The sequence below is a fragment of the Clostridium sp. CX1 genome, assembly GCF_025398335.1.
GTDB classification, from domain to species: Bacteria; Bacillota; Clostridia; order Clostridiales; family Clostridiaceae; genus Clostridium_AM; species Clostridium_AM tanneri.
Genome location: NZ_JAODOO010000023.1, coordinates 19,886 through 43,921, shown reverse-complemented (window position 1 = coordinate 43,921; position 24,036 = coordinate 19,886). Strand labels below are relative to the sequence as shown.

Genomic DNA, 24,036 nt, shown 5'->3' with positions numbered 1-24,036 from the left:
TAAGCATTGCCATTGGCTTGAACCTTTTAGCAAAGGGCTTTCATGTAATTTATATGTCCTATAGAGATGAAATCTTAAAACTAAAACAGAACATTTTAGATGAGGAATACTACGCCAGCTGCATAAGAAAGTACAAATCTGCAGAGGTTTTAATTATTGACGACCTATTTAAGGGTAAAATTAATGAATCAGATATCAACATAATCTTTGAAATAATTAATTATAGGTACATGAAGAACCTGCCTATTATTGTGTCTTCAGAGTTTACCTCAGAGAGGCTGCTGTATTTTGATGAAGGGGTAGGCAGCCGGATTATTGAGATGTGTAAGGATTATATAATTGAAATGGAGGGAAGGGAAAGCAACTATAGGATAAACCATAGGGAGTAAGGTTGCTGCTAACAACAGTTCCACCGAAGAATCTGATATGATTAAAGAAACTTATTCAACTTTTGAGTTTTCTTACCCAAAACAATGGAAAGACAAAGCTAATCTTGCAGACCCTTATGGAAAAATTTTATACAAGGATGAAAAAAATCTAGTTTCCTTCAATATTGCTCCTGTTGCTGATAACGATACTAGCAAGTTTATTGAAATATTAAAGGAAAATGCAAGAAGGTTAGAAACGGATAAAATATCTACTGGAGAAAATGTCTACATATTTGAATATGATACTGCAAACTCTAAGGAATTTTCTGCCTATGTTTTTACAAAAACTAGTATGTACAAAGTAGAAGCTATGGTTACTGAGGATTTCTTCAAAAGCAACTATGATTTATTTAAAAAGATTGCTAAATCAATTATTATAAAGGAAAATACCTCTAATACAAGTTCTTCTAGTGAACCGGTAAATAACAATACTACTATAACAAAACAGGAGGTTCAATATTCTCCAAATACCAGCACTATATCTCAAACTACTAATACTCCTGCTCCCTATGCTGATCCAGAACTTAGTGCGAAGCTTAGAGCATTTGAGCAGTCTCATAAAGGACAAGTAGTAACAATAAAGGACCTTGAAGGGATTATGAACCAAGGAGGAGATATAACCTTTAACAACACCAATATTTACGGTGCTGCCTATATGGTACTCTTTGGACTTACTTATGGTGAGAAAGGTCTGCTGGCACAATGTGTTTTCAATCCTCAACAGGAAGCTCAGAAACTTATCAGTGCTGTACCGGAATTTGGCGGTGATGAGGTTTCCCCTTATTTTAACCAATTTCAGCTTTCAGTGAAAAATGATATGGAAGTATATGTTTACCTAAAGAAAAATGGCATGGACTTTGGTATTAAGTTTAATAAAATAGGCGGCAAGTACTACTTCCGTGAATTTACCGAAATTCATTAAATAAAAAAGAGTTGGCTCCAAATACATAAGTCATTGGAGCCAACCCTTTTACTATTAATAAAGCTCTTTCTCTAAAACCACAATGCTGCACTAGAACTCTTCGATATAGTAATAGAAATTTATCTTAACTATGGTCTGTACTGCTGTTCCATCTTCACTACAACACCATCTTCAATTACTAAATCAAAGGTGTCACTAACTTGAATATCTAAGCCTGTAAAATCAGTTTTAACTAATAAAATATCACCGTTATCACTAAAATATAGCTTAGTTAGTTCTGCATCCTTAGATACTTCTAACTTCACAATTTCACTTATAGGCATATCAAAACCATCATCTGGTATGTAGTATTGTCCTTCGTATTCATCAACAACATCGTAGCCTGTCCTTTTTTCATATTCTAAAGCTTCATTTATATCAGTAACGAATCTTGAATACCTTCCTTCAATATAATACTTTCCATTTTCCTCATACTTATTAGTTATAGTAAACTGTTTCTTTTCTACGGCCTTTAGTATATTTTCAACATCATCACTTACAGCACCCTTGCCGCCAAGTATTATTTTATTTTTGTAATTTGTAGTGTCTATGTAACTCTTTTGAGTACCTATATCCCTTCCATTAGTCAACAAAATAGGAGCCTGTAATTTTGCTGCCAAAGCACTTCCAGATAAAGCATCTGGGAAATTCTCTCCATTAGCAATTACCACAGTATCGGTATCTAGATTAAAATACTTACATATATTTAATGAAGTCTCATATCTGTCCTGACCCCATATTCTTATAATTTTGTCATCCTCTATACTAGGAACTAAAGCTTTTACTTCAGAAATAATGCTATCCTTCAAGGAACCTTGTCCACCTATAATATAAACAGAAGAAGGCTGTATTTCACTAATCTTTCCCTTTACCTCATCTGGCAATGAGTTTTGATTACTTAAAATTATTGGATAACCTTTAATACCTGCAATACTTGATATACTTAGTGCATCAGGAAAGTTGTTGCCGTTAACTATAACTAATGGTGTCTTGCTAGCTGCATTCATACTTTCTACAATAACTTTATTAGTATCAAATCTATTTATTCCCCCTAGCCTTTTTATATTGTTAAAGCCTAAGGATCTAATATAATTTACATATTCTTCACTTATAGAAGCCTGTCCCCCTAAAACATAAACAGTTCCCTTTGTGTCTAAGTGGTTTCTTATATAATTGATAGAGTCTTTACTTCCACTTAAAGATTTATCAACTAGAAGAATTGGAGCATTTAGCTTCTTTGAAAGAACACTTCCTGCTAAGGCATCAGGAAAGTTATTTCCACTAGCCACAATAACATTTTCTACTGTTCCGCTGCTGAAGTTATTAGAAACGTTAATTGAGGTTTCAAATCTATCCATCCCGTAAATTCTGCCCACATTACTTCCACTGGCAAATGCCTTTGTGGATAGTACTAAAGATAAAATCATCGTTTGCGCCAGGGCAAATTTCATTAGTTTTTTCATATATCTCCCTCCAGATCATGATGTATTCAACTTTATTATAAAGGATTTTGCATTTTTGGTCAAAATATTCCAACCTAAAAGAACCATCTTTTACGATGATTCTTTTCTAGGCTCAATCTACCTAGCTATGCTTCTAATATCTTTCTTATATTATTCATAGTAAGTTCTTCATTTTCTTCATCCACAGCAGCAAGTTCTATCTCTATTCCTCTATCTTTAAGCATCTTCTCTATTTCCTCTATAAAAATTCCTGGAGAAGTTATGCACTTTAGGTTACTTATTTTTTCATCAGTATCTGCACTACTGGCAAACTCCCCACCCCAAGAATTTGATGAACACGTTAAGCTGTGTCCACAACTTGGACTTCCATTTATACCAATTAAAGCTTTTATTTTATATCCATTGTTAATATAGTCTTCAATTTGCTCTAATATCGGTTCAAATATACCTCTACAGTGTTTTCTATAATAAGGAGTGTCAAATTGTTCTTTAACATGCCCCCATCTTTTTATTCCATAGATAGTAGTTTCAGGACATGGCATTTGAATTATTCCATAGTCATTATCTATTAAGTACTTAATAAAATTTGAAGAAACTTGACCAAACTCACAACATCCCTCCACCTTTGAATTAACATTTAGTATGCAGTGACTTACGATTACAATCTTTTTAGTCCTTTTCATAGGGTTATCTCCTTCTATCATATATATGTTCAAGATTATTTTACATTACTAGAGCAGAATGAAGCTATCGTTTTTCATAATACTTTACCTTAGAACTATAGGTAATTCCTATTTCAAATTTTTATTTACCTACATTACAATTGTATAGGGACTAATACTATATTTATAGAAGAAGGTGCTATTTATGAGAAACAAGAAAACATTTGCAGTTATACTTTGCGCAATAGCTGTAGCTTTAAACATTGTACTAGGTACAGCTGTTGCCCAACTAAAAATTCCTTTGCTTTTCCTTGATACTATAGGTACAATTTTTGCTGCAGCATACTTTGGTCCTTGGTATGGGGCTTCTGTAGGTGCAGTGTCAAATATCATTACAGGTATGATTTTTAGCCCTAAAGACATACCATTTTTGTTAGTTAACGTAGTTGTTGGACTTGTAGTAGGATATATAGTTAAAAAATTTGGATTTAGCTTAACTACTGCTATAGTAACTGGACTACTTCTATCAGTTATTTGTCCATTAATAGGTACCCCTATTGCCGTGTGGCTATATGGAGGAGTTACAGGTACAGGAAATGACTTTCTAGTACTGCTTCTTAGAAAATCTGGTTCCGATATATTTACATCAACATTCATTCCAAGAATTACTGGAAATATTGTAGATAAAGTTTTATCATCACTTTTAGTACTAGCTCTAGTAAAAAAACTTCCTAGTCAATATAAACCAGAAAAGTATAATAACTTTTATACATAACTGAAAATTTATTATAATCTATTAATAAATTTTCAGTATCCTGAATACTATATTAGTGATTATCAATTTTGCTTATAAGGTGTTTTAATGGAAGCAAAGATATTTATGTCACTATCTCAATTGATTAAGTCTCTCTTAGGTACTTTTTTACTTGGAATTATACTTGGCTCTATAATAGGAGCACTGCTATTCTTAAAATTTAAAAAGCACTTTAGATAGACTTTAACTATGTAAAGTGCTTTCAATTATTGAATTTAACTTAGCAAAATACTTATTTAGATTAAAAACTACAGAGATTTATCTATTATAAATCTCTGTAGTTTCTCTTATTGAACCTCTCTCTTGAATAATATAGTTCATGTTACTTTTTTAACTTTTTTATCTCCTCTATAGATAACCCTGTTTTCATTGCAATTGTTTCTATATCTAAAACATCTAATAAATTTCTTGCTACATCTAGTTTTCCTTCTTTTATTCCTTCTTTTATCCCTTCCTTTATCCCCTCTTCTTTACCTTCTTCTTTGAGCTTTTTATCTAATTCCAATTTTTTTATAACTTCCATTATAAATTCTCTATTGTCACTACTTATTTTCCCTATTCCCATATCTTTGTACACCTCCAATAGTTCATTTGGATTTGCTTCTGTTAACACATTCATTATTACTCCATATAGCGGATTTTTTACATTGCTTATGTATTCTGTTATCCATTTTCTTATCAGTTCTTTATTGCTATGCTCTATTTGAAGTAATTTTAAATATCTCGCATCTTCATCTCTTAACTCTTTTGCAACTATAAGCTGTGTTTCAACATCTGTACCTTCTATATAATATATTCCATCCTCTTTTCTTTTTACTATTGCTCCCTGTTCATTTTTTAGATATTCTACTAATTTCCTTGGATATCTATTTGAAGTTAGTGTAATGGTCATTTCTTTTATGTTTATCTTATTTGTTCCCTCTGATAAGGCCTTATATAAGTATACATATGCTTTTACTTTATAATAGTCATCTACTGATATATAATCTGTTGGTGATTTATATTCAAATACATTGTATTTTTTAAATATTCTTCCTATGAGCTTTCCTATTTGTATGTCATCTAATTTCTTTATAACTAATATGTCTATTCTTAAAGGTTCATCGGTTAACTGATATTCTGTTAAAAACTCCAAGTGTTCTTTATATTCTTTTAGCTCTAGCTGCATTGCTGCAGTAAATGCCGGATGCCACTTTATTTTTTCTTTTGACACTTTTATCACTGCCTTAGTTTTATTTACATTATTATATCATATATGTTTTTACTTTTATATACAGCTTTCTAAATATTCATACCCTTAGCTCAGCTTCAACCTTCTATGCTATGTATATATAAACGCCAACCAAACTTTATCAAATAACTCATAGGAAAAAACAAATTATAGATTATTTTAATTTTTTACCAGTCTTTTAAAAACCCAAAATATAATTAGACAAAATTATAACTAAACTGTAATCATCCTGTAACAATCCAAGAGTAAAATGAATTCTTGATGGAAATAACTAAAGGAGGCCCAAATATATGAAGAAAGTATCTAGACTTCAAGTATTAAGATTTATTATCCAAATAGGATTTTTATTTTTCTTACCTAGCTTATTCACTTTAACCTTTGGTGAATTAAAGCAGCTTTACTCAATGATTGCTGCAGGTAACTTCAATTTTGCAACAGCTCTTCCACAACTACTGGAGGCAATTATAATTATACTGATGACAATATTACTGGGCAGATTCTTTTGTGGATGGATTTGTGCCTTTGGTGCTCTTAATGATGTTATTTATATTTTATCTAATAAGCTATTTAAGACCAAATTCTTAGTAAAAGAAAAAGTAGACTCAATATTAAAATACTTAAAATATATAGTATTACTATTTATAGTACTTTTTTCATGGGTGATTGGTAATTCCCTTGATAGCTACAGCCCTTGGAATGCCTTTGCTCAATCAACTGAAATTACTGAAACAATATTTTTATATCCAATAGGTTTTGGAATATTAGGATTAATAATTGTAGGAGCTATGTTCATAGAACGATTTTTCTGCAGGTACTTATGTCCTCTAGGAGCTATTTTTTCTATCACTTCTAAGCTTAGACTTCTGAGAATAAATAAAAACAGAGAAAAATGTGGAAAATGCCGAATCTGTACAAATAATTGTTCCATGGGAATAAAGCTTTATAAAGTAGATGTGGTAAACAGTGGGGAATGTATAAATTGCATGAAATGCATAAGTTCTTGTCCTAGAAGTAATACTGAGCTAAAAGCGATAGGAAGGAAACTTAGTCCTATTTTAGTCAGTGGTGTAATAATTCTGAGCTTTATAGCCATATACTTCTTATCAACAACCCTTGTTGGCAAAAGTAATGTAGGTTTGACTACAGGTACTAACTCATCAAGAACTGAGAATTCAACATCGGAAAATAGCAATAGTACAAGCAGTACAGAGGGAAAGAAGTATAAAGATGGAACTTATGAAGGAACAGGCCGTGGCTACCGACCGAATTTAAAGGTTTCTGTTACAATAAAAAATGATAAGATTACTGATGTTCAAATATTGTCAAATAATGAAACGCCTAGATATACTACAATCCCTTTTGATACAATACCTAAGGAAATTATAGAATCACAGTCAACGGATGTAGATACAGTGTCCGGTGCAACTAGATCAAGTGATGGAATAATAGAAGCAGTAGAAGATGCACTTAGCCAGGCTAAAATTGGCGGTTCTGATGATAATAGTACAGCAAAAGAAAGTGATAACCAATCTACTGGTGAATCTAGCAATTCAGATAGATATACTGGAGAAGAAAGCTATCCACATGAAGAGTATAATGAACCTAACGCTCCAAACGACAACTTTGGAGATAACATAAGACCAGAGTTTGATGGCAATCGTAGACAGAGACATAGATAAAAGCCTGTACTGAAAACTGCTTAGAATAGGATGAAAGATATAATAAAGGCCTGCCTTTTGGCAGACCTTTATTAATTACTTGCATTATAGTGAAGACATACTCTATTTTTCATTAAAGGACACCAGGCTATCAAACTTGTCCTTATTTTCGTTAACTACTTCTATAAACTTTTCTGCAATTTCAGGATCAAACTGAGTCCCTGCACACTTTCTAAGTTCTAATAAAGCATCTTCATAATTCTTTCTAAGCCCATATGGCCTGTTAGATGTCATTGCATCAAAGCTATCTACTACCGTTAGAATCCTGGAGAGATACGGAATTTCATCTTTTTTTAGCTGAGCTGGATATCCTTTGCCGTCATATCTTTCGTGATGATATAGAATTATAGGTGCTACCTCTTTCAAAGACTCTACAGATCTTATAAGATCAACTCCATTTGCTGGATGCTGCTTTAATATCTCCCATTCCTCATTAGTTAAGGACATCTTTTTATTTAATATTTCTTTTGCAATATTTATTTTTCCTATATCGTGTAAATAAGCAGCATATTTTAAAGTTTTCTTTTCTTTACTAGTAAGCTCCAGCTTATTTGCCAAAAGCTTGGCGAACATTACAACTCTTTCAATATGCCCATATGTATATCTATCTTTATTATTTATTATACTAATCAATGTTTTTATTGATGTAATTAAGTCTATGTGCTCTTCTTCAATATCTTTCTTTAATTCTTCTAGAACAGAATGGTAAGTTTCTACCCTGTTTTTATTAAAGAATTTAGCTCTATATAGTGCATCATCAGCACTGTTAATTAACTCTACTTCGTTTTTTGCTTTGCTTGGGAAAGTTGACACTCCCACTGATATTGTAATTTTTCCATTAGGCTGGTTTTTTTCACCTTCAAATTCCCATCTTTCCACTTCTGCTCTAATTCTTTCAGCTACGGTAATTGAAGTCTTTTCATCGGTATTGGATAGTATAATAACAAATTCTTCCCCGCCATATCTAGCGACTATATCACCTTTTCTTACATTGTTATTTAGTATATAGCCTATTTGCCTTAGAACATCATCACCTTTTTGATGCCCGTTAAGGTCATTGTAATGCTTAAAATAATCAATATCCAGTAGTATTAGTGAGACTGAAAATTTTGACTCTTTCGCTTTTTCAATCACACTTTTTAAAGCATCCTGAAAAAACCTATGGTTATAAACTTCGGTTAGTCCGTCTATATTAGCTAAGTTAGATAGTTTATCAATATACTCATTCTCAATCTTAACATAGTATCCTAGTAGCCAGGCGGTCAATGTGAAAATTCCACATAAAATTAAATCATTTTCAAAGTAATAGTTAACATCCAACTTCCTGCCATAAACTAGATCTATTGTTAACACTATCATTGATGATATAGCGGCCACTATAATTCCATGTTTCATCTTTGATTGTATTGTTGATGTTATAATAATAAATAAAAACAATAATTTATATTGACTTAAATGACCCTCTGATAAAATAACCAGAATCGTAAATAGCAAAATAAATATGAAATCTTCAATTATCTGTATGATCTTTATATTTCTTAAATTAATTTTTTTTATAGAAAAGATTATCCATATGGCATAAATTAATACTAATATACATATGGACATTCCTATTGGAAACACATTGAAAAATTCATCACTTGCAGTTCTATAAATCTTTTTATTACAAAAAAACAAGTTGAAGACTATAATTCCACAAAACAATAGTGAGGTTATCTTTACAATCGATACTATCTCATAAACCTTGTTTTGCCTTCTATTTATTATTTCATTCATTTTAAACACCTTTTTATGCAATTATTAAAGATAAATATAAAGGTCGAATAATCGACCTTTATATTACTCTTCTCTTAAGCACTTAGGTTCTTCAGGTTGATAAAACCCCCAAGTACATGCTGATGCTGAAGTTGAAAGTGCGAAAAATGTAAATGCTGATGCAGCTAACATCATCATGCACTTTAGTGCCTTTACTTTAAAGTTTTTCATTTTTTTCCCCCCAATATTTTTACAATTTTTTCAAAGGAAATATCTATATTTAATAACACTAGATACCCTTTCGGTGTAAGTGTTAACACCTGCCATAGAACACCTAAACAAATGCACATAGCAACCGGCAGATAATATTTATTTTCTATTGTAAATTGACTAATTACTATTATTATCATAAAAACAGCTAGTACATTAAGTGTAAGAATTGATTTTTTTTTCATCCTCTGCTTAGATTTTTCCTTTACAATAGGTTTAGCTGGACTATCTACTGGTGCATATTTACAAATATTATAGTATGCAAATAGGAAAGTAAAAACTGATATAATAATAATCCAGTTTAAATCTAAAAATTTATAAGTATATTCTACAAATAAGGCTAGTCCAACTGCAGTAATTGCTCCTATAATCGCACAACGATTAGGCGAACTAGAATGAGCTCCTCCAGAGTACTTTCTTAATATGCTGATGCTAAAAGAGATAATTAAAGCCTTTACTGGAACTTTGAATATTATACCTAAAATCATAACCATAAAAATAGACCAAATGGTTTGTATAAAGTTAAATGCTCCATAAGCAATAACTTCTTCCTTATCTTTGTCTAAGTTTAGGCTAGAAGCAACTTTAAATGCTAAATTATTTGATATTTTCTCTATTAGAAACATCCCTACCTGCCTTTCCCAAATACAAACTTCTTCTCCATATTGCAAAAATAATTAGAGCAAATAGTACTATAGACGGAATTCCATATACCACCTTTAGTAAATCATTTTTTAACATATTTTCAATATTAAATTTTAGTAAATCTGTTATTATAAACACATTAATCCATTCGCAAATAAAAAGTATAGTTGCTGAAGTTAGCCCAGCAGATGTAGCTTTAATAATATTAATTTTATTGATATTAACAGTTATTAAAACATAAATTATAAGAAGTATTATTGTATGTACTCCAAAATGAATTGGAAGCATTCTTACTAAGTAAGTTGCTATTGATATTAATATAGTAGATACGAAAAAATTTATCTTATTAATACTTTTACCTGAAAAAGCATATGCTGCTAAAATAAGTATAAGCGATTCAGGAATAAGCCTTAAAAAAATTTCTAGCACCGATAGTTTTAACATAATTCACCTCATATGATAGGTAATACTTATTTCCATACTATGTAATTATACCACTAATTTCTTACTTGGTGAATATACAAATATAAAAAATGACAGTTGTGCTTAATATTTTACACTTTCTTCAATTTAAGCTTAACAATGCTTTAGGGGATAAACTTGAATTTATCCCCTAAATACTAAAAAGTTGTATATATTTTACCTGAGATGATCCTCAGCTCTTTAATAGCTTGATCTATTTTGTTGAATACTTGCAAACTGTCCCTAGTTTGTCTACTCATATCTCAAGGCTTCAATAGGGTCAAGCTTCGCTGCTTTACCTGCAGGATACATTCCGAAGAAAATACCGACTGCTGATGAGAAGCCAAAGGATATTAGTATTACCCTCATAGATATCGGAATCTGTATATGCATAAAGGAGCTTGCAAGCTTGCCTAAGGATATACCCAGTATAGTTCCGATAGCTCCTCCTATTAAGCAAAGTATTACTGACTCCATAAGAAACTGTATCTTAATATCTCTTGTTTTTGCTCCTATTGCTTTTCTTATACCTATCTCCCTAGTTCTTTCGGTAACAGACACCAGCATTATGTTCATAACTCCTATACCTCCAACTAATAGAGATATAGCTGCTATAGCTCCAAGGCCTAAGGTTAACATGCTTAACATCTTATTTACCTGGTCTAACTCTTTGAATCCCTGCTCAACAATATACTTCCCTTTATTTTGATGTTTACTTTCAAGAATTCTTAGTATCTTTGTGCCTATCTGATCTGCATTCTTCATATCTGAAAGAGTTACTGTTAAGCTTGATATTTTCGTATCTCTGAATATTCTTTCTCCTATAGTTATAGGAATTATCATAGTTCCAGGCATATCAGGATTAAGAGACTCTCCAAGAGCAGCATTAGGATCTGCCGACACACCTATGATAGTTACATTAATACTTTTGTCTTCAACGTTTATCTTTACTCTTTCTCCTACTGCATCAATATTGCCAAAAAGCTTTATTGCAGTTTTATCATCTATTACTGCAACATTCTTTATACTCTCTACATCATTTTCATTGAGATATCGTCCTTTTGCTATTTTCACATTAAAATACTTCATAGATCCAGCATTGGTTCCTGAAACATACATACGTCTTGACTTGTTATTTTCAGTTTGCAGAGAACCCATGTCCCCGATATTAGTTACAACAGATGTGATTTCAGGCACTTTTTCCTTTAAAAGATCCATATCCTCTAGAGTATAGTAATCTCTTTCTTTTACCCCTTCATCTGTGTTAGAGTTCATTTTAACATTAACTATATTAGTACCAATATCCTGAAATTGATTTGTTACATAAAGCTTTGCTCCATCACCTATAGATACTATTGTAATTACAGAAGATATTCCTATAATTATACCGAGCATAGTGAGGAAGGACCTCATTTTATTTGATCTTACACTTTGCAGTGCAGATTGAAAACTTTCCGCTATATTCACTGTCCTTACCCCCTAACTATAGTTCTATCTTCCACTAGATTGTCTGAGATAATATTTCCATCTTTAAAGACAATGGCTCTTTTAGTATGCTGGGCTATATCAGGCTCATGAGTAACCATAACTATAGTTACTCCTTCATCATTAAGTTCCTGAAAAATCCCCATTATCTCCTCACTGGATTTACTATCTAAGTTTCCTGTAGGCTCGTCTGCAAGTATTATTGTTGGATCATTTACAAGAGCTCTTGCTATAGCTACCCTCTGCTTTTGTCCTCCAGACAACTCATTTGGCTTATGATGTACTCTATCAGAAAGTCCAACTCTGTCTAAAGCTGTCTTTGCGCGTCTTTCTCTTTCAGCCTTTGGCAAACCTGCATACATCATTGGCAGTTCAACATTAGCAATGGCGGTAAGCTTTGGAAGCAGATTAAAGGCCTGAAATACAAAGCCTATCTTTTTGTTTCTGATACTTGCAAGACTATTATCATCAAGAGAGGATATGTCAACTCCGTCTAAATAATATTTGCCTTCAGTAAGCTTGTCTAAACATCCTAGTATGTTCATCAATGTAGATTTTCCTGAGCCGGAAGCCCCCATTATAGCCACATATTCCTTTTCCTCTATTTCAAGATTTACACCTTTTAAAGCTTTTAATTGAATTGCTCCAGTATCATATACTTTAACCAGATTTTCAAGCTTAATTATCACTTTTTAGTCCCCTCACTTTTCTTTGCTCCTTCTGTAACCACATCTCCCTCATGAAGGTTTTCTGAAGGATTTACAATATATCTGTCCCCCTCTTTAAGGCCCTCTTTGATTTCTACATCATATTCTGTCTCAATACCAATCTTTACGTACTTTTTCTCAACTTTGTTCTCTTTGTTTACTACATAAACATACTTTTTGCCTGTACTTTTTTCATCTTTAATGCCATCGAAGCCAACTGTAAGCACGTTGTCTTTCTCATTTATTACAATTTCTGAGTCAGCTTCATAGCCAGCCTTCACTTTATCATCAGGATTGTCCATAGTAATCTTAATATTAACCTTATATTCTTGATTTGTGCCATTAGTTTTTGCCTGAGCCATTTCCCCTATATCCGTTACCTGACCAGTATACTTTTTATCTGAACCTTTTACTTTAATATTTGCTTTCTGTCCCTTAACAACCTTTACTGCATCATATTGATTCATGTCTACAGCTATCTTATACAATGAGTTATCATCTACAATTACCATATCTCCAGCCTTAGGAAATTGATTCTCCTTAGCATCCATCTTTATTACTACTCCATCAGTATTAGCTCTTAACTTACTCTCTTCTATTTTCTTAGTCAAATTATCTATATCTGCTTGTGCTAAGGCTATCTGGTTTCTTTGAGCAGTTACCTTGTCATTACTAGATGAATTTACATTACTAAAAGCTACCTGTGAGTTTGTTAAAGCAGATCTAGCAGACTTAACAGCATTAGCTGCATCTTCAAAGGCTTTTTTAGAAGCATCAAAGTCGCTTTGTGGTATGTACCCCTGCTTAAGTAACCCTTCATTCTGCTGGTGTTTTTTACTTAAATCATCATAATTCCTTTGTGCATTTTCAAGGGTTATCTGTGCCTGTGATAATCCATTTTGAGCATTACTTCTATCTGCTGCTATTCCTGTTCCAAGAAGTTGATTTAGTGTAGACTGTGCATTAGATAAGTTTAGCTTTGCTTTTTGGATTTGATTTTCATAATCCGCAACATCCAGTTCTACTAGTATGTCCCCCTTTTTTACCTGCTGTCCTTCACTAACTAAAACCTTCACAACCTTCTGTGATGGATTTAGTGCTATATCATTTCTGTATTTCGCTTCTACATTACCCTCTGCAGATGCAGATTGTACAACTTTCTTTTTTGTCACCTTAGCTAATGTTACCTCTTTAACCTTAGCTTTTTTCGCCTTTGCATAGGATGATACTCCCATACCCACAACAGCTAGGGCAATAATTCCTATAATTACTACCTTTTTTTTAATCTTAATAGACTTCAGTTTTACTCCCATACTCTTTCCCCTCTTACCTAGATTATAATTCCTTTTTTGTAACAATATTTCAGTTACTACATAAGCTTATCATTAATTTAAGCGTATTTCTACATTTCAATTATAATCTACATTTGTGGTATATATTTCTTAACTTTTTCTTAACTATTTATTAACTGTTAGTTTATGAACAAAAAATCGTCATTTCTGACGATTTCTTTATAACTATTCTCTGCTATTGCCCTCTATTGTTCTCGATAACATCCTTAAGCCTTTTAGAATTTCTTCTAGTTCACTATCACTTGCATCCCTCATTATTTGTCCAAAGTTTTCCATATGCGCTACCTTTATTCCTTCCACATATTGTTCTGCCTTATCTGTTAAACATATACTAGCTCTTCTTCTATCATCACTATCTCTAATTCTATCTACAAGGCCCTCTTTTACAAGCTTATCTACTAAAACTGATGCAGTACTATTAGGCAGTCCTAAACTTTCGCTTATTTCAGTTAAGGTTTTTCTTGGCTCATCTTTTAGAAGATGCAATATCATATATGAAGATATGTTTAATCCCTTTTTATCAGTATTATTTATTGTTCTCCTTTTTAGTAGTTTAAGCACTTTTATTAATTCCTGTGCAATTTCATATACCTCTTTTTTACTCATTATATTTCCTCTCATGATAAATTATTTCAATTATGAAATAATTTTATCATGAATTTTAGTATATTTCTAGTTACAACTTGTAATGTTAAATCTTTCATCCACAAAAAAAGAAAACCATCATTACTGACGGTTCTTTTTAAGGGATATAGCCCTAAACTTAACTTCTACTTCCAAGTTCCTCTAGTTTAAAGGATACAGTCCAATCCTTTAAAGCAGTATCCTCTTCTACCTTTACTCCTGTAGGGAAAATAAGGTTGCAGATTCTTGCCTTAAGAGGGTTAATTGTAAAGTCACTTAGCTTAAATAACTCTGACTTTACAACAGTTCCATTAGGATCCTTTAAAGTAACAGGAACTTTTTCTATATTTATTGGTTGATTGTTTCCGTTTCTTGCTACTAGTGTAACTAATATATTTCCATTCTTTTGTATTCCTACGCTAAAAGTAGATAGAGAAACTTCTCCTTCGTTTAGTTCAGGAATTTCATTTAAGAAGTTATCATAAACAAGCTTATCAGCTATATCTATATCCTCTGGCAGATCTTCAAACTGAACCCTAACAGTTTTAGAAGCCTTTAATCTTGCATCGAAAGCTAGCTTCCAATCATCCATTGGTATAGTGTCAACTTTTATATTTTTCTTCTCAAAATAAAGCTTTACTGGTCTTGCAGAACGTGGTGGCAATTCACCTAAAGATTCTAAATTAAACATTTGTTGACCTAAAATCTCATCTTTAGAATTTAATATATAAAAAGGAACCTTTCTTAAAATTACCTTCTCTGAAAGTCCATTTCTTATATAAGCTTTAACTTCAAATTTTTCACCTTGATCATAAGCATAGATACCAGTTACATTAAGTTGTCCTTCAACTATTTTTGGAAGCTCTGCTATTTCTTCTTCTAAGATTTCTTTTTGAACATCAGACATTACATTTTCATCATGCTCTAAAAGTGAAAGTACCGTAGACACATATGTTTTATCATTATTTACACTTCCACTGCTATTAGCTTCTTGCTTTTTCTTTTCCATTTTATACCTCCAAGTTTCTCTCATTAATATACTTTCACAATAGTTACTACTTAATAAAAGACCTTACTTACAAACTTCGATAGTAACTATACCTATTTCTACATTATATTTTACTAGTTTAATATATCATAATGATTTTGTAAAATCAATTTACATATTATATAGAAGTTATTTTTTCTTATTATTCCTACAAATTCTTCTTTTAGCTTTTATAATTAGACTTGTTGTTATAATATTTTATACTTCTTTGCCCATTTTTATGTATATCTCCCCATTTACCTAAGAAATAGCTTTATGCAACATTCTCGGTCTTCAAAAGAGACTAGTAGTCATTTAGAATAATCTACTAGTCTCCTATAATTATTAGCTTGCATTTTCCTTTGGCTTCATTAATTTTCTCTGTACAACTTTAAAACCAAAGATTTTAAATAAGTATAATCCTACTCCTAGAGGCAGCCAAAATAGTGCATAATATATTCCACCCTGTACATAAGGTGCAATAATAGCAAAATCTACGCCCTTTAAATTCATAGTCTTCAGCGGATTAATAAAGTACACCAGTGGCCATATCTTTTTTACCACACTGAAGAAACCTGCTGGCATCATATACTCTGGCCATACGTACCCAGCTGTAAGGAAGGTAGGTACAGATAAAAACATACTAAACCGAACGCATTGGTCCATTGCATCAAATACGAAGGCAAAAACAAAGGATATGGCTGTAAGATCTAAAAGAAATATGGTAAGAAGAATAAAATAATCTATTAAGCTTCCCTTAAGAGGAAGATAAAAATACTTTCCTGCTGCGTACAAGCTGCCAGTAGCTCCCACCGCTGCCATTGTAGCAAAAACTAAAATTTTCAAAGAAATTTTAAGCAGCTTTCTTACTCCTTCCTTTGAACGAAGCTTCATTTTTACCATGCTTAGTTTTTCTTCAATTAATACTGGTGCTAAGGCTCCAATATACACCTGCTGAACAACAGCTCCTATCATAGCATAAAGCAAGTATCTCATATAACTTAATTGGGGATCATAAAGTATCCTTTCCGTAAAGGATAGCGCTCCTATAGATTTTTGAGCTGCATAAGGCACCATATTATTTGCCTCTAAAACATTAAGCTGAATGCCAGCATTAATAGTATTTAATATTTCACTTCCATAGGATAGAGCATTATTTCCTATTACTATATTAGTTTCATCTATCAATAATAAAGTTTTAGGCGCTTTTATAGCATTTGCATCCTTGGCAAAATTATGAGGTATAATAAGCCCTACACTAACTTTTTTTGTCTTTATCGCTTCATTAAGCTCTTCATCAGTCTGAGCACGATAAACAACCTTAAACTTTGAAGTTTCTTCAAACTGCTTCACAACATTTCTTGATATAGAGGAATTGTCCATGTCTAGAATCCCCATTGGAATTTCCTCAACAAAAATTTTACTAAAAACCAATCCTAAAAGAGAAATAAAAAGCACTGGTCCTAAGGTAAGTAAAAAAATGTTCTTTAATGTTACTGGCCTAACTCTAAAAGGTAGCTTTTTCTTCATGCTTGAATCACCTCTTCAGCTTGTTGCTGCTGATTTTTATTACTTTTTATACGATTATATTCTCTTTTAACAAGTTTCTTTAACATAAAGATAGCAAAGGTTGCTGCCCATATATACAATACAAACTTAAATAACCAGTGTATTTGAGGCAGAATATATTCCATTCCAATGTTTTTTAAACACAAATCCCTCATAGTCTCCCCATAGTGCAAGAATGGAAGATATTCTGATAACTTCTGAAAGAAGACTGGCATTCCCATAACAGGGAAGGTAAAACCTGCTAAAATAGTTGTTGGAAGAATGGATATTGCACCTACCTGCAAGGCAGCTATTTTATCTGGCAAAATAGTTCTTACTAACACACCATAGCTTACTAATCCTATAGAGTATAGAAGAGTTAATATGATAGCTCCCTCTGCTGTCCCTCTAAAGGGTACATCAAAATACTTAAACTGAACTCCTAAACTTATTCCTATAGAAAGCACTCCGAAAAGTCCTCCTAAGATCCCTTTAAGCCACAGCCACAAATAGCTTTTTTCATCTTTTCTAACTATATCCACTCCTAGCATTACAAGACTAACCTGAATAATAGAGATAATCATCCCTGGAATAAGAAAGTTTATATAATTTCTAGTTGGATTATTTAGAAGTCTATAATTAAAATACATTGGAAGAACGTAGTTTTGAGATACCTCAGGCATTACGTTTAGCTTTCCTTCCACTACCTTTTTTAAATATCCAGTTTTAATGCTAAGTAGAATTTCACTCATTCTTGCCTTGGCAGCACTGGTAACGGACATTTGTGAGCCATCATAAAACACAAGTACTCTAGGTCCATTACCACTAAATAAATCCTTTGAAAAATTCTCTGGAATAATTACTCCAACTCTTATCTGCTCCTGTTCTATTAGCGTCTTAATATCCTCATCTCTATCGCTATAATTAGTTACATTAAATATTTCATTTGTTTTTATTTCTTTGATAAGCATTTGGCTAAATTGAGAATTGTCATGGTCTACAATAGCCGTTGGAATATGTTGAATCTGGTGATGTTCCATTTGATAACCTAATATAAAGCTGCAGATAACAGGAATTCCAAGTACAAATAAGAAGGAAAAAAATAAGCTTTTAATTTTTACACCTAGACCTATAAGCTTTAATAACTTTTCATTCATGATTAATTCTCACATCACTTTCCAAGGTCAACAATAGCTGTCATTCCCGCATGAAGTGGCTTATCTATACTAGTTAGCTCTACTTTTACACCATAGGATAATACATCAAACTCACCATTATCATTTGTAGCTCTTTTAACTGCAAAATCAGGTTTTTCATTTATTCTGACTATCTTTCCTTTAAACTGCTGATTAGGATAAGCTGAGAACTTTACAGAAACCTCTCCATTTAACTTAACCTTTGAAAGGTCTGTTTCCTTCACATTGCACTCAATCCAAGGTGCAGCTGTATTCGTTAATACAACAAGAGGCATTCCTGGAGTTACTAACTCTCCAACTTCAACATTTAATTGAGTTATTATTCCGTCTAATGGTGCAGTTATAGTAGTATCATTAATATACGTCTGAACCTCACTTAATCCACCTTGGGCCTGCTTAATTTGTCCTTCAGCTGCCTGTATTGTAGATTCTGCTTGACTTACTTGAGCCTGTGCTGCAGCTATGTCCTCTGCTCTAGCACCATTTTTAGCAAGGTCATACTGCTGTTTTGCCAGTTCAAGCTGAGTCTGAGCCTTATCAAGATCAGCCTGTGGTACAAATTCCTGATCAGATAATGCCTTTACTCTATCATAAGTTACTTTAGCTAAATCATATTGAGCCTTAAGCTGTGCAAGTTCTTCTGGTCTTGCTCCATTTTTTGCCTTTTGAAGTACTGCCTCCGCTGCCTGTTTTGCTGCTTCTGCTGCCTTTTTCTGCCCTGTAGCTGCTTGAATTTGGGCCTCTGTCTGAGCCTCTTTTGCTTGCAGAGTGCTATTGTCGATAGTTATCAAAACTTGTCCACCTTTAGCGTTGTCTCCTTCTTTTATATTTATTGCTGTTATTCTTCCTGAGGTTTTGGAATTTATATTTACCTCTTTAGTTTCTACATTTCCTTGAACTGTTAGGTGTCCATTACTTTGCTTTATTACTTTATCTCCTGTTAAACTGCGTACATTAGTGGAGCATGCTGTAAAAAGACTTACCATTGTTAATAAAGATGTTGCTAGTACAATATTTTTGCGTTTCATGAAAAACCCCCCTGTATAATATTAGCTGCTTATGAAGCTAAAATAGCCTGTGCTTCTATTTGTTAAAATAATTTGCAATCAAGTATTTTTCCACTTTTATGAGTAGTTCATAAAAATGCTCCCTCTCATTACCTGATAGAAAATTCAACACCTCTGAAGTAAGTTCTTCCTTGTCCGGTAATACCTTCTCTAAAATCTCTTTTCCTTCCTCTGTTATTACCGCATTTATACTTCTTCTATCATTCTCATTGGTAATTCTCTTTATCAATCCCCTTGAAACCATTCTATCAACTAGAGATGTTATATTAGCTCTTGTTACAGACATTTGATCTCCAAGAACAGATAAAGCAATTCCATCCTCTCCAGTTAGATAAATTCTATAAAGAGCAGTAAATTGCGGCTTTGATAATTTATAAGTTTTGTAGAACTTATCGAATACCTGCTCTATTAAATCCCCTATTCTAATAATTATTTCAATTAATCTCATTGAATCAATTTCTACGGGACTATTGCTTATTAAATGAGATAAGTCCTTCTTTTCTTTGTTCGCCACCTGATTCTCCTCCAAAGTTCTCAAAATTTTATATATTTATTATTAACACATAAATAGTAAACATGTTAATTAATTTCATATTAATTATAAGAAACTTATGAATGGTTGTCAATATATTCCTTGTGTCTAAATACTAATTATTAAAGCAAAAAGACTACAGAAACTTACTACTGTAAATTTCTGTAGCCTTCACCTAAGCTTACTCCAGTTAATCAATACTATCAATAACAGTTTTATAAACTTTCTCTGCTATTTGTATACTTTCTTCTACTTCATAATCACTTACTACTCCCTCACCCCGAGTTATTAAGTAAGCCTTTAGTGACTTTTCTACTGCTTGCTGACAGTGAAATGCCACAACATCGTTTCCACAATCATGCTCCTTTAGTATTTTTGCAGATTTGATATCTCTTTCAGCTTTTTCTATCCAATCTTTATACCGTAAAGTATCAACCATATATCTTCACTCCTGTATTATTTATAACATATGCAAAACTATTTTTGTCATCTACACATTCATCCCACTCTGCTTCTGTATACAGAATTAAATCAAAAGGAATGCTGCTCTCTATTTCCACATACATTTCCGCTAGTAGATGTCTTTTATTATTTGTATTCTTAATGATACACAAATCTATATCACTATCAGCCTTAAAGATTCCTTTAGCCACAAAATACTGATATGTCTGGTATTCTAAATTCATCCTCAGAAAATTTAACATGGAGCTCACTAATTGCTATACAACCATTAAGTAATTTAGTTCTTAATTTAGTTCTTAATCTACTTATTATATCATACACTTATACCTCTAAATTCATCTTTATCACATATTACAACTATATCTGGTATAACCTTTTGAAAATGTTCTTCCTTCTCTTTTTTCAGTTTTATATCTATAGGGGCTGCAAAAGGCTCATAATCCTTTCCATCAAAATATAAGTCTAATTTTGCGCACGATGAATACTCACTTCTGTTTACCAAAGTTTTTATTTAAATCCTAACTTTGCAACTACAATAAATCTTTTTGGTGCTGACCCTACATATCCAAAAGGATAACAAGTTACTAATGTGAGCATAGCTTCATTGCACTCTTTAATAACTTCTTCTTCCTTAGGTTCAGTTATTTCAGTGCTGATAACCTTATAGATAAACTTGCCCTTGTCCGTTTCAATAGTTATAATATCATTTATTTTCACTTCTTCTAGATTTGAAAAAACTCCATCTCTATGACCAAATATGACACAATTTCCACTTTCACCAGGGGCAAAAGAGTGCTCATAATGTCCAGCACCGCTTTTCAGCTTATCTTCAGTGGTGCCCTCAACTATTGGCAATACCTTTTTAGTTCTTTCTATAATGAGCTTGCCCATAATTCCATGGTTACTATAAATGTCCTCCTGCACTTTAGTTTGATTACTACCCGTGTCACCGCTACTATTCTTTATATTTTTATCCCTTTCAATACTATCTAAGATTCCTAAGTTTTTCTTAACTTTATTTTTACTATATATAATTTGATAAGAAGCATAGGCTATTACTAATATGGATATTAAAAATATACCTATAGCCCCTCTATAAACAATCCTATCTTTTTTCATGAAAACTCCTTTTTACCTTTCCTTAATCTGTATAATACCATATTTTATGTAAAATTTAAAGGAAGTCCTAAGACTTCCCTTTACTCTAATCTAATATTCTTTTTCCTTTTGATAACTGTCAGATAGCTTATACATACCAATTGAAGCACTTGTCCCTTTTACCTGTGAATCAACACTTGTATCTACCACTATCCACTTTCCATCTAAATAAACTTCGTTCCAAGCATGATAACCCTTAACGTTGTCAGAGTATCCCATTACAACCTTTGTAGGCACTCCAACAGCTCTCAACATTCCTGCAAAAACCGCTGAAAAATCATAACAAATGCCTTTAGATGATTTTACTACAGCATCAATATCTGGTACATAACCGGTCTGCACAGTTTTAAGCTTGTTATAATCATAGTTAACATTATTTATTAAATAGCTGTAAATCACTTGAACCTTCTTATCATTACTAACTATATCCTTAGTTAAAGCAGCTGCCTTATTAACCGCTGTATTAGCTTTGCTAAAGTCTACTATTTTATTAGATATAAGATACATAGCGTTAGGATTAGTTATCTTAGCCTCAATGTTCCAGCTCTCTACCTCTACATATTTTTTCCCTTCAAGGTTTTCTAATAAAGTTACATCATACTTCCCACTACCCATTTGAAGCGGATAATTTTCATATTCTCCTTTACCGTCAAAATCGTAGTAGTAAACATTAGTATCTCTTTTTACTGATATCTTCATTTTCTTACCGCTGCTGTTTTTATACATCACTTGTACATATCCATCCTTAACATAATCCTTGTTAATTTGCGGACTATTAGACTTAACTGCATAAGCAGAAAGTAAAGTAGTTTTGCTGTAATCAGCAGAGGTTGTCTTAGCTTCCACTTTACCTTGAAAGGATGCTAAGCTTAATGAAAAAATCAAAAATAAAGCTATCTTTGGTAGCCTTTTATACATGAAAAACTCCCCCTTCGGTAACTGGCTGCCACACAGTAAAAACTGTAAGGCCCTATAGCTTTGCGTCCTATACTTTCGTATAGTTTGCTATTATCGGTGAAAAGCAACAAATTAAATTATAAATTTAATCTATAACTTAACTTTAACATTTCTAACAGATAATATCAACGTATTTATCTTTTATACATCTGCATATTTTGCAATTAATCCTGACTTTTAAAATATAACATTATTAATGTTCTCTACCTAAATCCTTACCTGCTCATCTATAAAAAATAGGCTCTCAGGCGGCATTAATAATGTTTTTTAGATTAAGCCTAAATATCCCTCCTTTCATTATTTGTAGTATATAATATCAGCGACTTCCCCCACTGGTTACTTAATTTTATATTGTCTTTGAAGTATTAGCTTCCTTAAACTTATTACAAATATATTTACAGAGCGTAACTGATAACCATGTAAAATAAAAAGAGCTTGGTTAAACCAAACTCCAAATTATAATAACTCCCAGTTTATTTTTTTTCAATAACAGTAATATCCATAGTACTAGTAAAATCAGCACAAGTAACAGTTATTTTTGTTGTACCAGCTCTCTTAGCTATAATGTTCCCATTATTGTCCACTTCTGCTATATCAGCATTAGAAGATGTATAAGTTATTTCATTTCCTGTAACTACTATATCATAAGGTGATTTACCAGTAAGCATATCTTTATCTGCTAGATATGCTTTAACATTAACTAAATGTTTCTCTGAAGAATTGGAATATACTGCAACAGGTTGAATAGTAGTTTTAGAACCTGCAACTAGATTATTATTAGCTAAGTTAAGTTTAATACTTCTAATAGAAGGACCATGACCGCTGCTTCCGGTATCTCTTACTACCTGTACTACATAAGGATCACTACTTGTTCCAGTACCCGTTACTGTTATCTCTGGATTTAAGCATATAGCAGCATAAATGTAACCTTCTTGGTTACTATCTTGATTCTTAAGTTGGTTGCTATTTAAATCATAATAATAAGCTTTTACGTTATCAACAGGTTTTAAAAGCACCCATGCAGAGCCAGATAAATTACTGTGAATTTCGTCTAGTATAGATATCTCATATGCTCCTGATAAACAAATCTTATCATCAAATTCTACATCTGCATCCCCATTTACAGAATGCATATACCAATGGGTATTTTTCACGCAGCCTCTTTCTGCTCCTAAACTGCTAAAAAATGTAGTGTTAAGATATGTTCTAATATCAGAAACAAGATAGTCAGAATTATTATCATGAGAATAATTCATAGATGCGGCTGGCTCATCAAGAATTAAATAGTTATTATATAGCAGCCTCCAAGTCTTTCCTCCAAATGAAACATAAGCTCCAACATTGGCATTACTTACATTCCCTATTGTATAGGAAGCTGTCTGTGCCTTTGCATTAATAGGAAATAAAAAGATGGATATGAACAGAAAGGCAATAAACCGTGAACCAAGCAATCGCTTCATAAATATCCCCCTAAAAACCTTTATAATGTAAATAGTATTCTTGTCTCTCAAT

Annotated in this window: 27 protein-coding genes and 1 riboswitch; of the genes, 5 read left to right on the top strand and 22 right to left on the bottom strand. The window is 32.3% G+C overall.

Annotated elements, in window-relative coordinates; translation table 11 throughout:
* Window positions 1-389 (top strand): ATP-binding protein (locus N4T77_RS18455; RefSeq protein WP_261673337.1); only part of this gene is annotated, 389 nt, incomplete at its 5' end.
* A gap of 37 nt (window positions 390-426) precedes the next feature.
* The gene (locus N4T77_RS18450) at window positions 427-1,350 is read left to right on the top strand and encodes a hypothetical protein (protein WP_261673336.1); all 924 of its coding nucleotides are present in this window, start codon (window positions 427-429) and stop codon (window positions 1,348-1,350) included.
* Window positions 1,351-1,478: 128 nt separating this feature from the next.
* Here N4T77_RS18450 and N4T77_RS18445 read toward each other — a convergent pair whose 3' ends face one another.
* Together N4T77_RS18445 and N4T77_RS18440 are read right to left on the bottom strand one after the other, a co-directional pair.
* Window positions 1,479-2,852: a cell wall-binding repeat-containing protein gene (locus tag N4T77_RS18445; protein ID WP_261673335.1), complete on the bottom strand. Its 1,374-nt coding sequence runs from the start codon at window positions 2,850-2,852 to the stop codon at window positions 1,479-1,481.
* Between the two features lie 125 nt (window positions 2,853-2,977).
* Window positions 2,978-3,535: a CD3072 family TudS-related putative desulfidase gene (locus tag N4T77_RS18440; protein WP_261673334.1), complete on the bottom strand. Its 558-nt coding sequence runs from the start codon at window positions 3,533-3,535 to the stop codon at window positions 2,978-2,980.
* Between the two features lie 184 nt (window positions 3,536-3,719).
* Between N4T77_RS18440 and N4T77_RS18435 the strand changes: the two genes are divergently transcribed.
* Together N4T77_RS18435 and N4T77_RS18430 are read left to right on the top strand one after the other, a co-directional pair.
* The gene (locus tag N4T77_RS18435) at window positions 3,720-4,289 is read left to right on the top strand and encodes a CD3073 family putative ECF transporter S component (RefSeq protein WP_261673333.1); all 570 of its coding nucleotides are present in this window, start codon (window positions 3,720-3,722) and stop codon (window positions 4,287-4,289) included.
* Window positions 4,290-4,376: 87 nt separating this feature from the next.
* A complete protein-coding gene (locus N4T77_RS18430; protein ID WP_261673332.1) occupies window positions 4,377-4,508 on the top strand; it encodes a hypothetical protein in 132 nt (43 codons plus the stop codon).
* A gap of 142 nt (window positions 4,509-4,650) precedes the next feature.
* Here N4T77_RS18430 and N4T77_RS18425 read toward each other — a convergent pair whose 3' ends face one another.
* Complete coding sequence (locus N4T77_RS18425; protein WP_261673331.1) at window positions 4,651-5,541, bottom strand: 3-isopropylmalate dehydrogenase; 891 nt, start codon at window positions 5,539-5,541, stop codon at window positions 4,651-4,653.
* 308 nt (window positions 5,542-5,849) lie between these two features.
* On the opposite strand from N4T77_RS18425, the gene N4T77_RS18420 reads away from it, so the two are divergent.
* Window positions 5,850-7,238 carry an FMN-binding protein gene (locus tag N4T77_RS18420; protein WP_261673330.1) on the top strand — a complete coding sequence of 463 codons (1,389 nt, stop codon included), beginning with the start codon at window positions 5,850-5,852 and terminating at the stop codon, window positions 7,236-7,238.
* Between the two features lie 102 nt (window positions 7,239-7,340).
* On the opposite strand, the gene N4T77_RS18415 is transcribed toward N4T77_RS18420, so the two are convergent.
* The 19 genes from N4T77_RS18415 to N4T77_RS18325 form a co-directional block, all read right to left on the bottom strand.
* On the bottom strand, window positions 7,341-9,053 hold the full coding sequence (locus N4T77_RS18415) for a diguanylate cyclase (RefSeq protein ID WP_261673329.1): 1,713 nt from the start codon (window positions 9,051-9,053) through the stop codon (window positions 7,341-7,343).
* Between the two features lie 63 nt (window positions 9,054-9,116).
* Window positions 9,117-9,263: a cyclic lactone autoinducer peptide gene (locus N4T77_RS18410; RefSeq protein WP_261673328.1), complete on the bottom strand. Its 147-nt coding sequence runs from the start codon at window positions 9,261-9,263 to the stop codon at window positions 9,117-9,119.
* Complete coding sequence (locus N4T77_RS18405) at window positions 9,260-9,928, bottom strand: accessory gene regulator ArgB-like protein (protein WP_261673327.1); 669 nt, start codon at window positions 9,926-9,928, stop codon at window positions 9,260-9,262. Before N4T77_RS18405 ends, N4T77_RS18410 begins: the two co-directional genes overlap by 4 nt.
* Window positions 9,900-10,391 (bottom strand): hypothetical protein, encoded by a 492-nt coding sequence (locus N4T77_RS18400; protein WP_261673325.1) that lies wholly within the window; start codon window positions 10,389-10,391, stop codon window positions 9,900-9,902. Before N4T77_RS18400 ends, N4T77_RS18405 begins: the two co-directional genes overlap by 29 nt.
* Window positions 10,392-10,661: 270 nt before the next feature.
* A complete protein-coding gene (locus N4T77_RS18395) occupies window positions 10,662-11,876 on the bottom strand; it encodes an ABC transporter permease (protein ID WP_261673324.1) in 1,215 nt (404 codons plus the stop codon).
* A gap of 5 nt (window positions 11,877-11,881) precedes the next feature.
* Entirely contained in the window at window positions 11,882-12,583 is a 702-nt protein-coding gene (locus N4T77_RS18390) for an ABC transporter ATP-binding protein (RefSeq protein WP_315903182.1), read from the bottom strand.
* A complete protein-coding gene (locus N4T77_RS18385) occupies window positions 12,580-13,914 on the bottom strand; it encodes an efflux RND transporter periplasmic adaptor subunit (protein WP_261673323.1) in 1,335 nt (444 codons plus the stop codon). Before N4T77_RS18385 ends, N4T77_RS18390 begins: the two co-directional genes overlap by 4 nt.
* Before the next feature lie 204 nt (window positions 13,915-14,118).
* Window positions 14,119-14,559 (bottom strand): MarR family winged helix-turn-helix transcriptional regulator, encoded by a 441-nt coding sequence (locus N4T77_RS18380; protein ID WP_261673322.1) that lies wholly within the window; start codon window positions 14,557-14,559, stop codon window positions 14,119-14,121.
* Between the two features lie 157 nt (window positions 14,560-14,716).
* On the bottom strand, window positions 14,717-15,586 hold the full coding sequence (locus tag N4T77_RS18375) for an SLAP domain-containing protein (protein WP_261673321.1): 870 nt from the start codon (window positions 15,584-15,586) through the stop codon (window positions 14,717-14,719).
* 363 nt (window positions 15,587-15,949) lie between these two features.
* Window positions 15,950-17,134, bottom strand: a complete 1,185-nt coding sequence (locus tag N4T77_RS18370) for an ABC transporter permease (RefSeq protein WP_261673320.1) — start codon at window positions 17,132-17,134, stop codon at window positions 15,950-15,952.
* Window positions 17,131-18,309, bottom strand: coding sequence for an ABC transporter permease (locus tag N4T77_RS18365; RefSeq protein WP_261673319.1), 1,179 nt, complete (start codon window positions 18,307-18,309; stop codon window positions 17,131-17,133). Before N4T77_RS18365 ends, N4T77_RS18370 begins: the two co-directional genes overlap by 4 nt.
* 14 nt (window positions 18,310-18,323) lie before the next feature.
* Entirely contained in the window at window positions 18,324-19,376 is a 1,053-nt protein-coding gene (locus N4T77_RS18360; protein WP_261673318.1) for an HlyD family secretion protein, read from the bottom strand.
* A 55-nt stretch (window positions 19,377-19,431) separates the two neighbouring features.
* Window positions 19,432-19,929, bottom strand: a complete 498-nt coding sequence (locus tag N4T77_RS18355; protein ID WP_261673317.1) for a MarR family winged helix-turn-helix transcriptional regulator — start codon at window positions 19,927-19,929, stop codon at window positions 19,432-19,434.
* 208 nt (window positions 19,930-20,137) lie between these two features.
* On the bottom strand, window positions 20,138-20,386 hold the full coding sequence (locus tag N4T77_RS18350) for a HEPN domain-containing protein (RefSeq protein WP_261673316.1): 249 nt from the start codon (window positions 20,384-20,386) through the stop codon (window positions 20,138-20,140).
* Window positions 20,379-20,633: a nucleotidyltransferase domain-containing protein gene (locus N4T77_RS18345; RefSeq protein ID WP_261673315.1), complete on the bottom strand. Its 255-nt coding sequence runs from the start codon at window positions 20,631-20,633 to the stop codon at window positions 20,379-20,381. Before N4T77_RS18345 ends, N4T77_RS18350 begins: the two co-directional genes overlap by 8 nt.
* A gap of 89 nt (window positions 20,634-20,722) precedes the next feature.
* Complete coding sequence (locus tag N4T77_RS18340; protein ID WP_261673314.1) at window positions 20,723-20,911, bottom strand: hypothetical protein; 189 nt, start codon at window positions 20,909-20,911, stop codon at window positions 20,723-20,725.
* Window positions 20,912-20,916: 5 nt separating this feature from the next.
* Window positions 20,917-21,528, bottom strand: coding sequence for a class D sortase (locus N4T77_RS18335; protein WP_261673313.1), 612 nt, complete (start codon window positions 21,526-21,528; stop codon window positions 20,917-20,919).
* 90 nt (window positions 21,529-21,618) lie between these two features.
* Window positions 21,619-22,485 (bottom strand): transglutaminase domain-containing protein, encoded by an 867-nt coding sequence (locus tag N4T77_RS18330; RefSeq protein WP_261673312.1) that lies wholly within the window; start codon window positions 22,483-22,485, stop codon window positions 21,619-21,621.
* A 13-nt stretch (window positions 22,486-22,498) separates the two neighbouring features.
* A riboswitch (cyclic di-GMP riboswitch) is annotated at window positions 22,499-22,584 on the bottom strand.
* A 413-nt stretch (window positions 22,585-22,997) separates the two neighbouring features.
* A complete protein-coding gene (locus N4T77_RS18325; RefSeq protein WP_261673311.1) occupies window positions 22,998-23,984 on the bottom strand; it encodes an Ig-like domain-containing protein in 987 nt (328 codons plus the stop codon).
* Window positions 23,985-24,036: the final 52 nt, after the last annotated feature.

What these genes read in the sequence shown, in the direction of transcription:
- N4T77_RS18450 (WP_261673336.1), top strand. Translation starts at nt 427, where the DNA reads ATGATTAAAGAAACTTATTCAACTTTTGAGTTTTCTTACCCAAAACAA.
- N4T77_RS18445 (WP_261673335.1), bottom strand. Translation starts at nt 2,852, where the DNA reads ATGAAAAAACTAATGAAATTTGCCCTGGCGCAAACGATGATTTTATCT.
- N4T77_RS18440 (WP_261673334.1), bottom strand. Translation starts at nt 3,535, where the DNA reads ATGAAAAGGACTAAAAAGATTGTAATCGTAAGTCACTGCATACTAAAT.
- N4T77_RS18435 (WP_261673333.1), top strand. Translation starts at nt 3,720, where the DNA reads ATGAGAAACAAGAAAACATTTGCAGTTATACTTTGCGCAATAGCTGTA.
- N4T77_RS18430 (WP_261673332.1), top strand. Translation starts at nt 4,377, where the DNA reads ATGGAAGCAAAGATATTTATGTCACTATCTCAATTGATTAAGTCTCTC.
- N4T77_RS18420 (WP_261673330.1), top strand. Translation starts at nt 5,850, where the DNA reads ATGAAGAAAGTATCTAGACTTCAAGTATTAAGATTTATTATCCAAATA.
- N4T77_RS18415 (WP_261673329.1), bottom strand. Translation starts at nt 9,053, where the DNA reads ATGAATGAAATAATAAATAGAAGGCAAAACAAGGTTTATGAGATAGTA.
- N4T77_RS18410 (WP_261673328.1), bottom strand. Translation starts at nt 9,263, where the DNA reads ATGAAAAACTTTAAAGTAAAGGCACTAAAGTGCATGATGATGTTAGCT.
- N4T77_RS18405 (WP_261673327.1), bottom strand. Translation starts at nt 9,928, where the DNA reads ATGTTTCTAATAGAGAAAATATCAAATAATTTAGCATTTAAAGTTGCT.
- N4T77_RS18400 (WP_261673325.1), bottom strand. Translation starts at nt 10,391, where the DNA reads ATGTTAAAACTATCGGTGCTAGAAATTTTTTTAAGGCTTATTCCTGAA.
- N4T77_RS18385 (WP_261673323.1), bottom strand. Translation starts at nt 13,914, where the DNA reads ATGGGAGTAAAACTGAAGTCTATTAAGATTAAAAAAAAGGTAGTAATT.
- N4T77_RS18380 (WP_261673322.1), bottom strand. Translation starts at nt 14,559, where the DNA reads ATGAGTAAAAAAGAGGTATATGAAATTGCACAGGAATTAATAAAAGTG.
- N4T77_RS18375 (WP_261673321.1), bottom strand. Translation starts at nt 15,586, where the DNA reads ATGGAAAAGAAAAAGCAAGAAGCTAATAGCAGTGGAAGTGTAAATAAT.
- N4T77_RS18370 (WP_261673320.1), bottom strand. Translation starts at nt 17,134, where the DNA reads ATGAAGAAAAAGCTACCTTTTAGAGTTAGGCCAGTAACATTAAAGAAC.
- N4T77_RS18365 (WP_261673319.1), bottom strand. Translation starts at nt 18,309, where the DNA reads ATGAATGAAAAGTTATTAAAGCTTATAGGTCTAGGTGTAAAAATTAAA.
- N4T77_RS18360 (WP_261673318.1), bottom strand. Translation starts at nt 19,376, where the DNA reads ATGAAACGCAAAAATATTGTACTAGCAACATCTTTATTAACAATGGTA.
- N4T77_RS18350 (WP_261673316.1), bottom strand. Translation starts at nt 20,386, where the DNA reads ATGGTTGATACTTTACGGTATAAAGATTGGATAGAAAAAGCTGAAAGA.
- N4T77_RS18345 (WP_261673315.1), bottom strand. Translation starts at nt 20,633, where the DNA reads ATGAATTTAGAATACCAGACATATCAGTATTTTGTGGCTAAAGGAATC.
- N4T77_RS18335 (WP_261673313.1), bottom strand. Translation starts at nt 21,528, where the DNA reads ATGAAAAAAGATAGGATTGTTTATAGAGGGGCTATAGGTATATTTTTA.
- N4T77_RS18330 (WP_261673312.1), bottom strand. Translation starts at nt 22,485, where the DNA reads ATGTATAAAAGGCTACCAAAGATAGCTTTATTTTTGATTTTTTCATTA.
- N4T77_RS18325 (WP_261673311.1), bottom strand. Translation starts at nt 23,984, where the DNA reads ATGAAGCGATTGCTTGGTTCACGGTTTATTGCCTTTCTGTTCATATCC.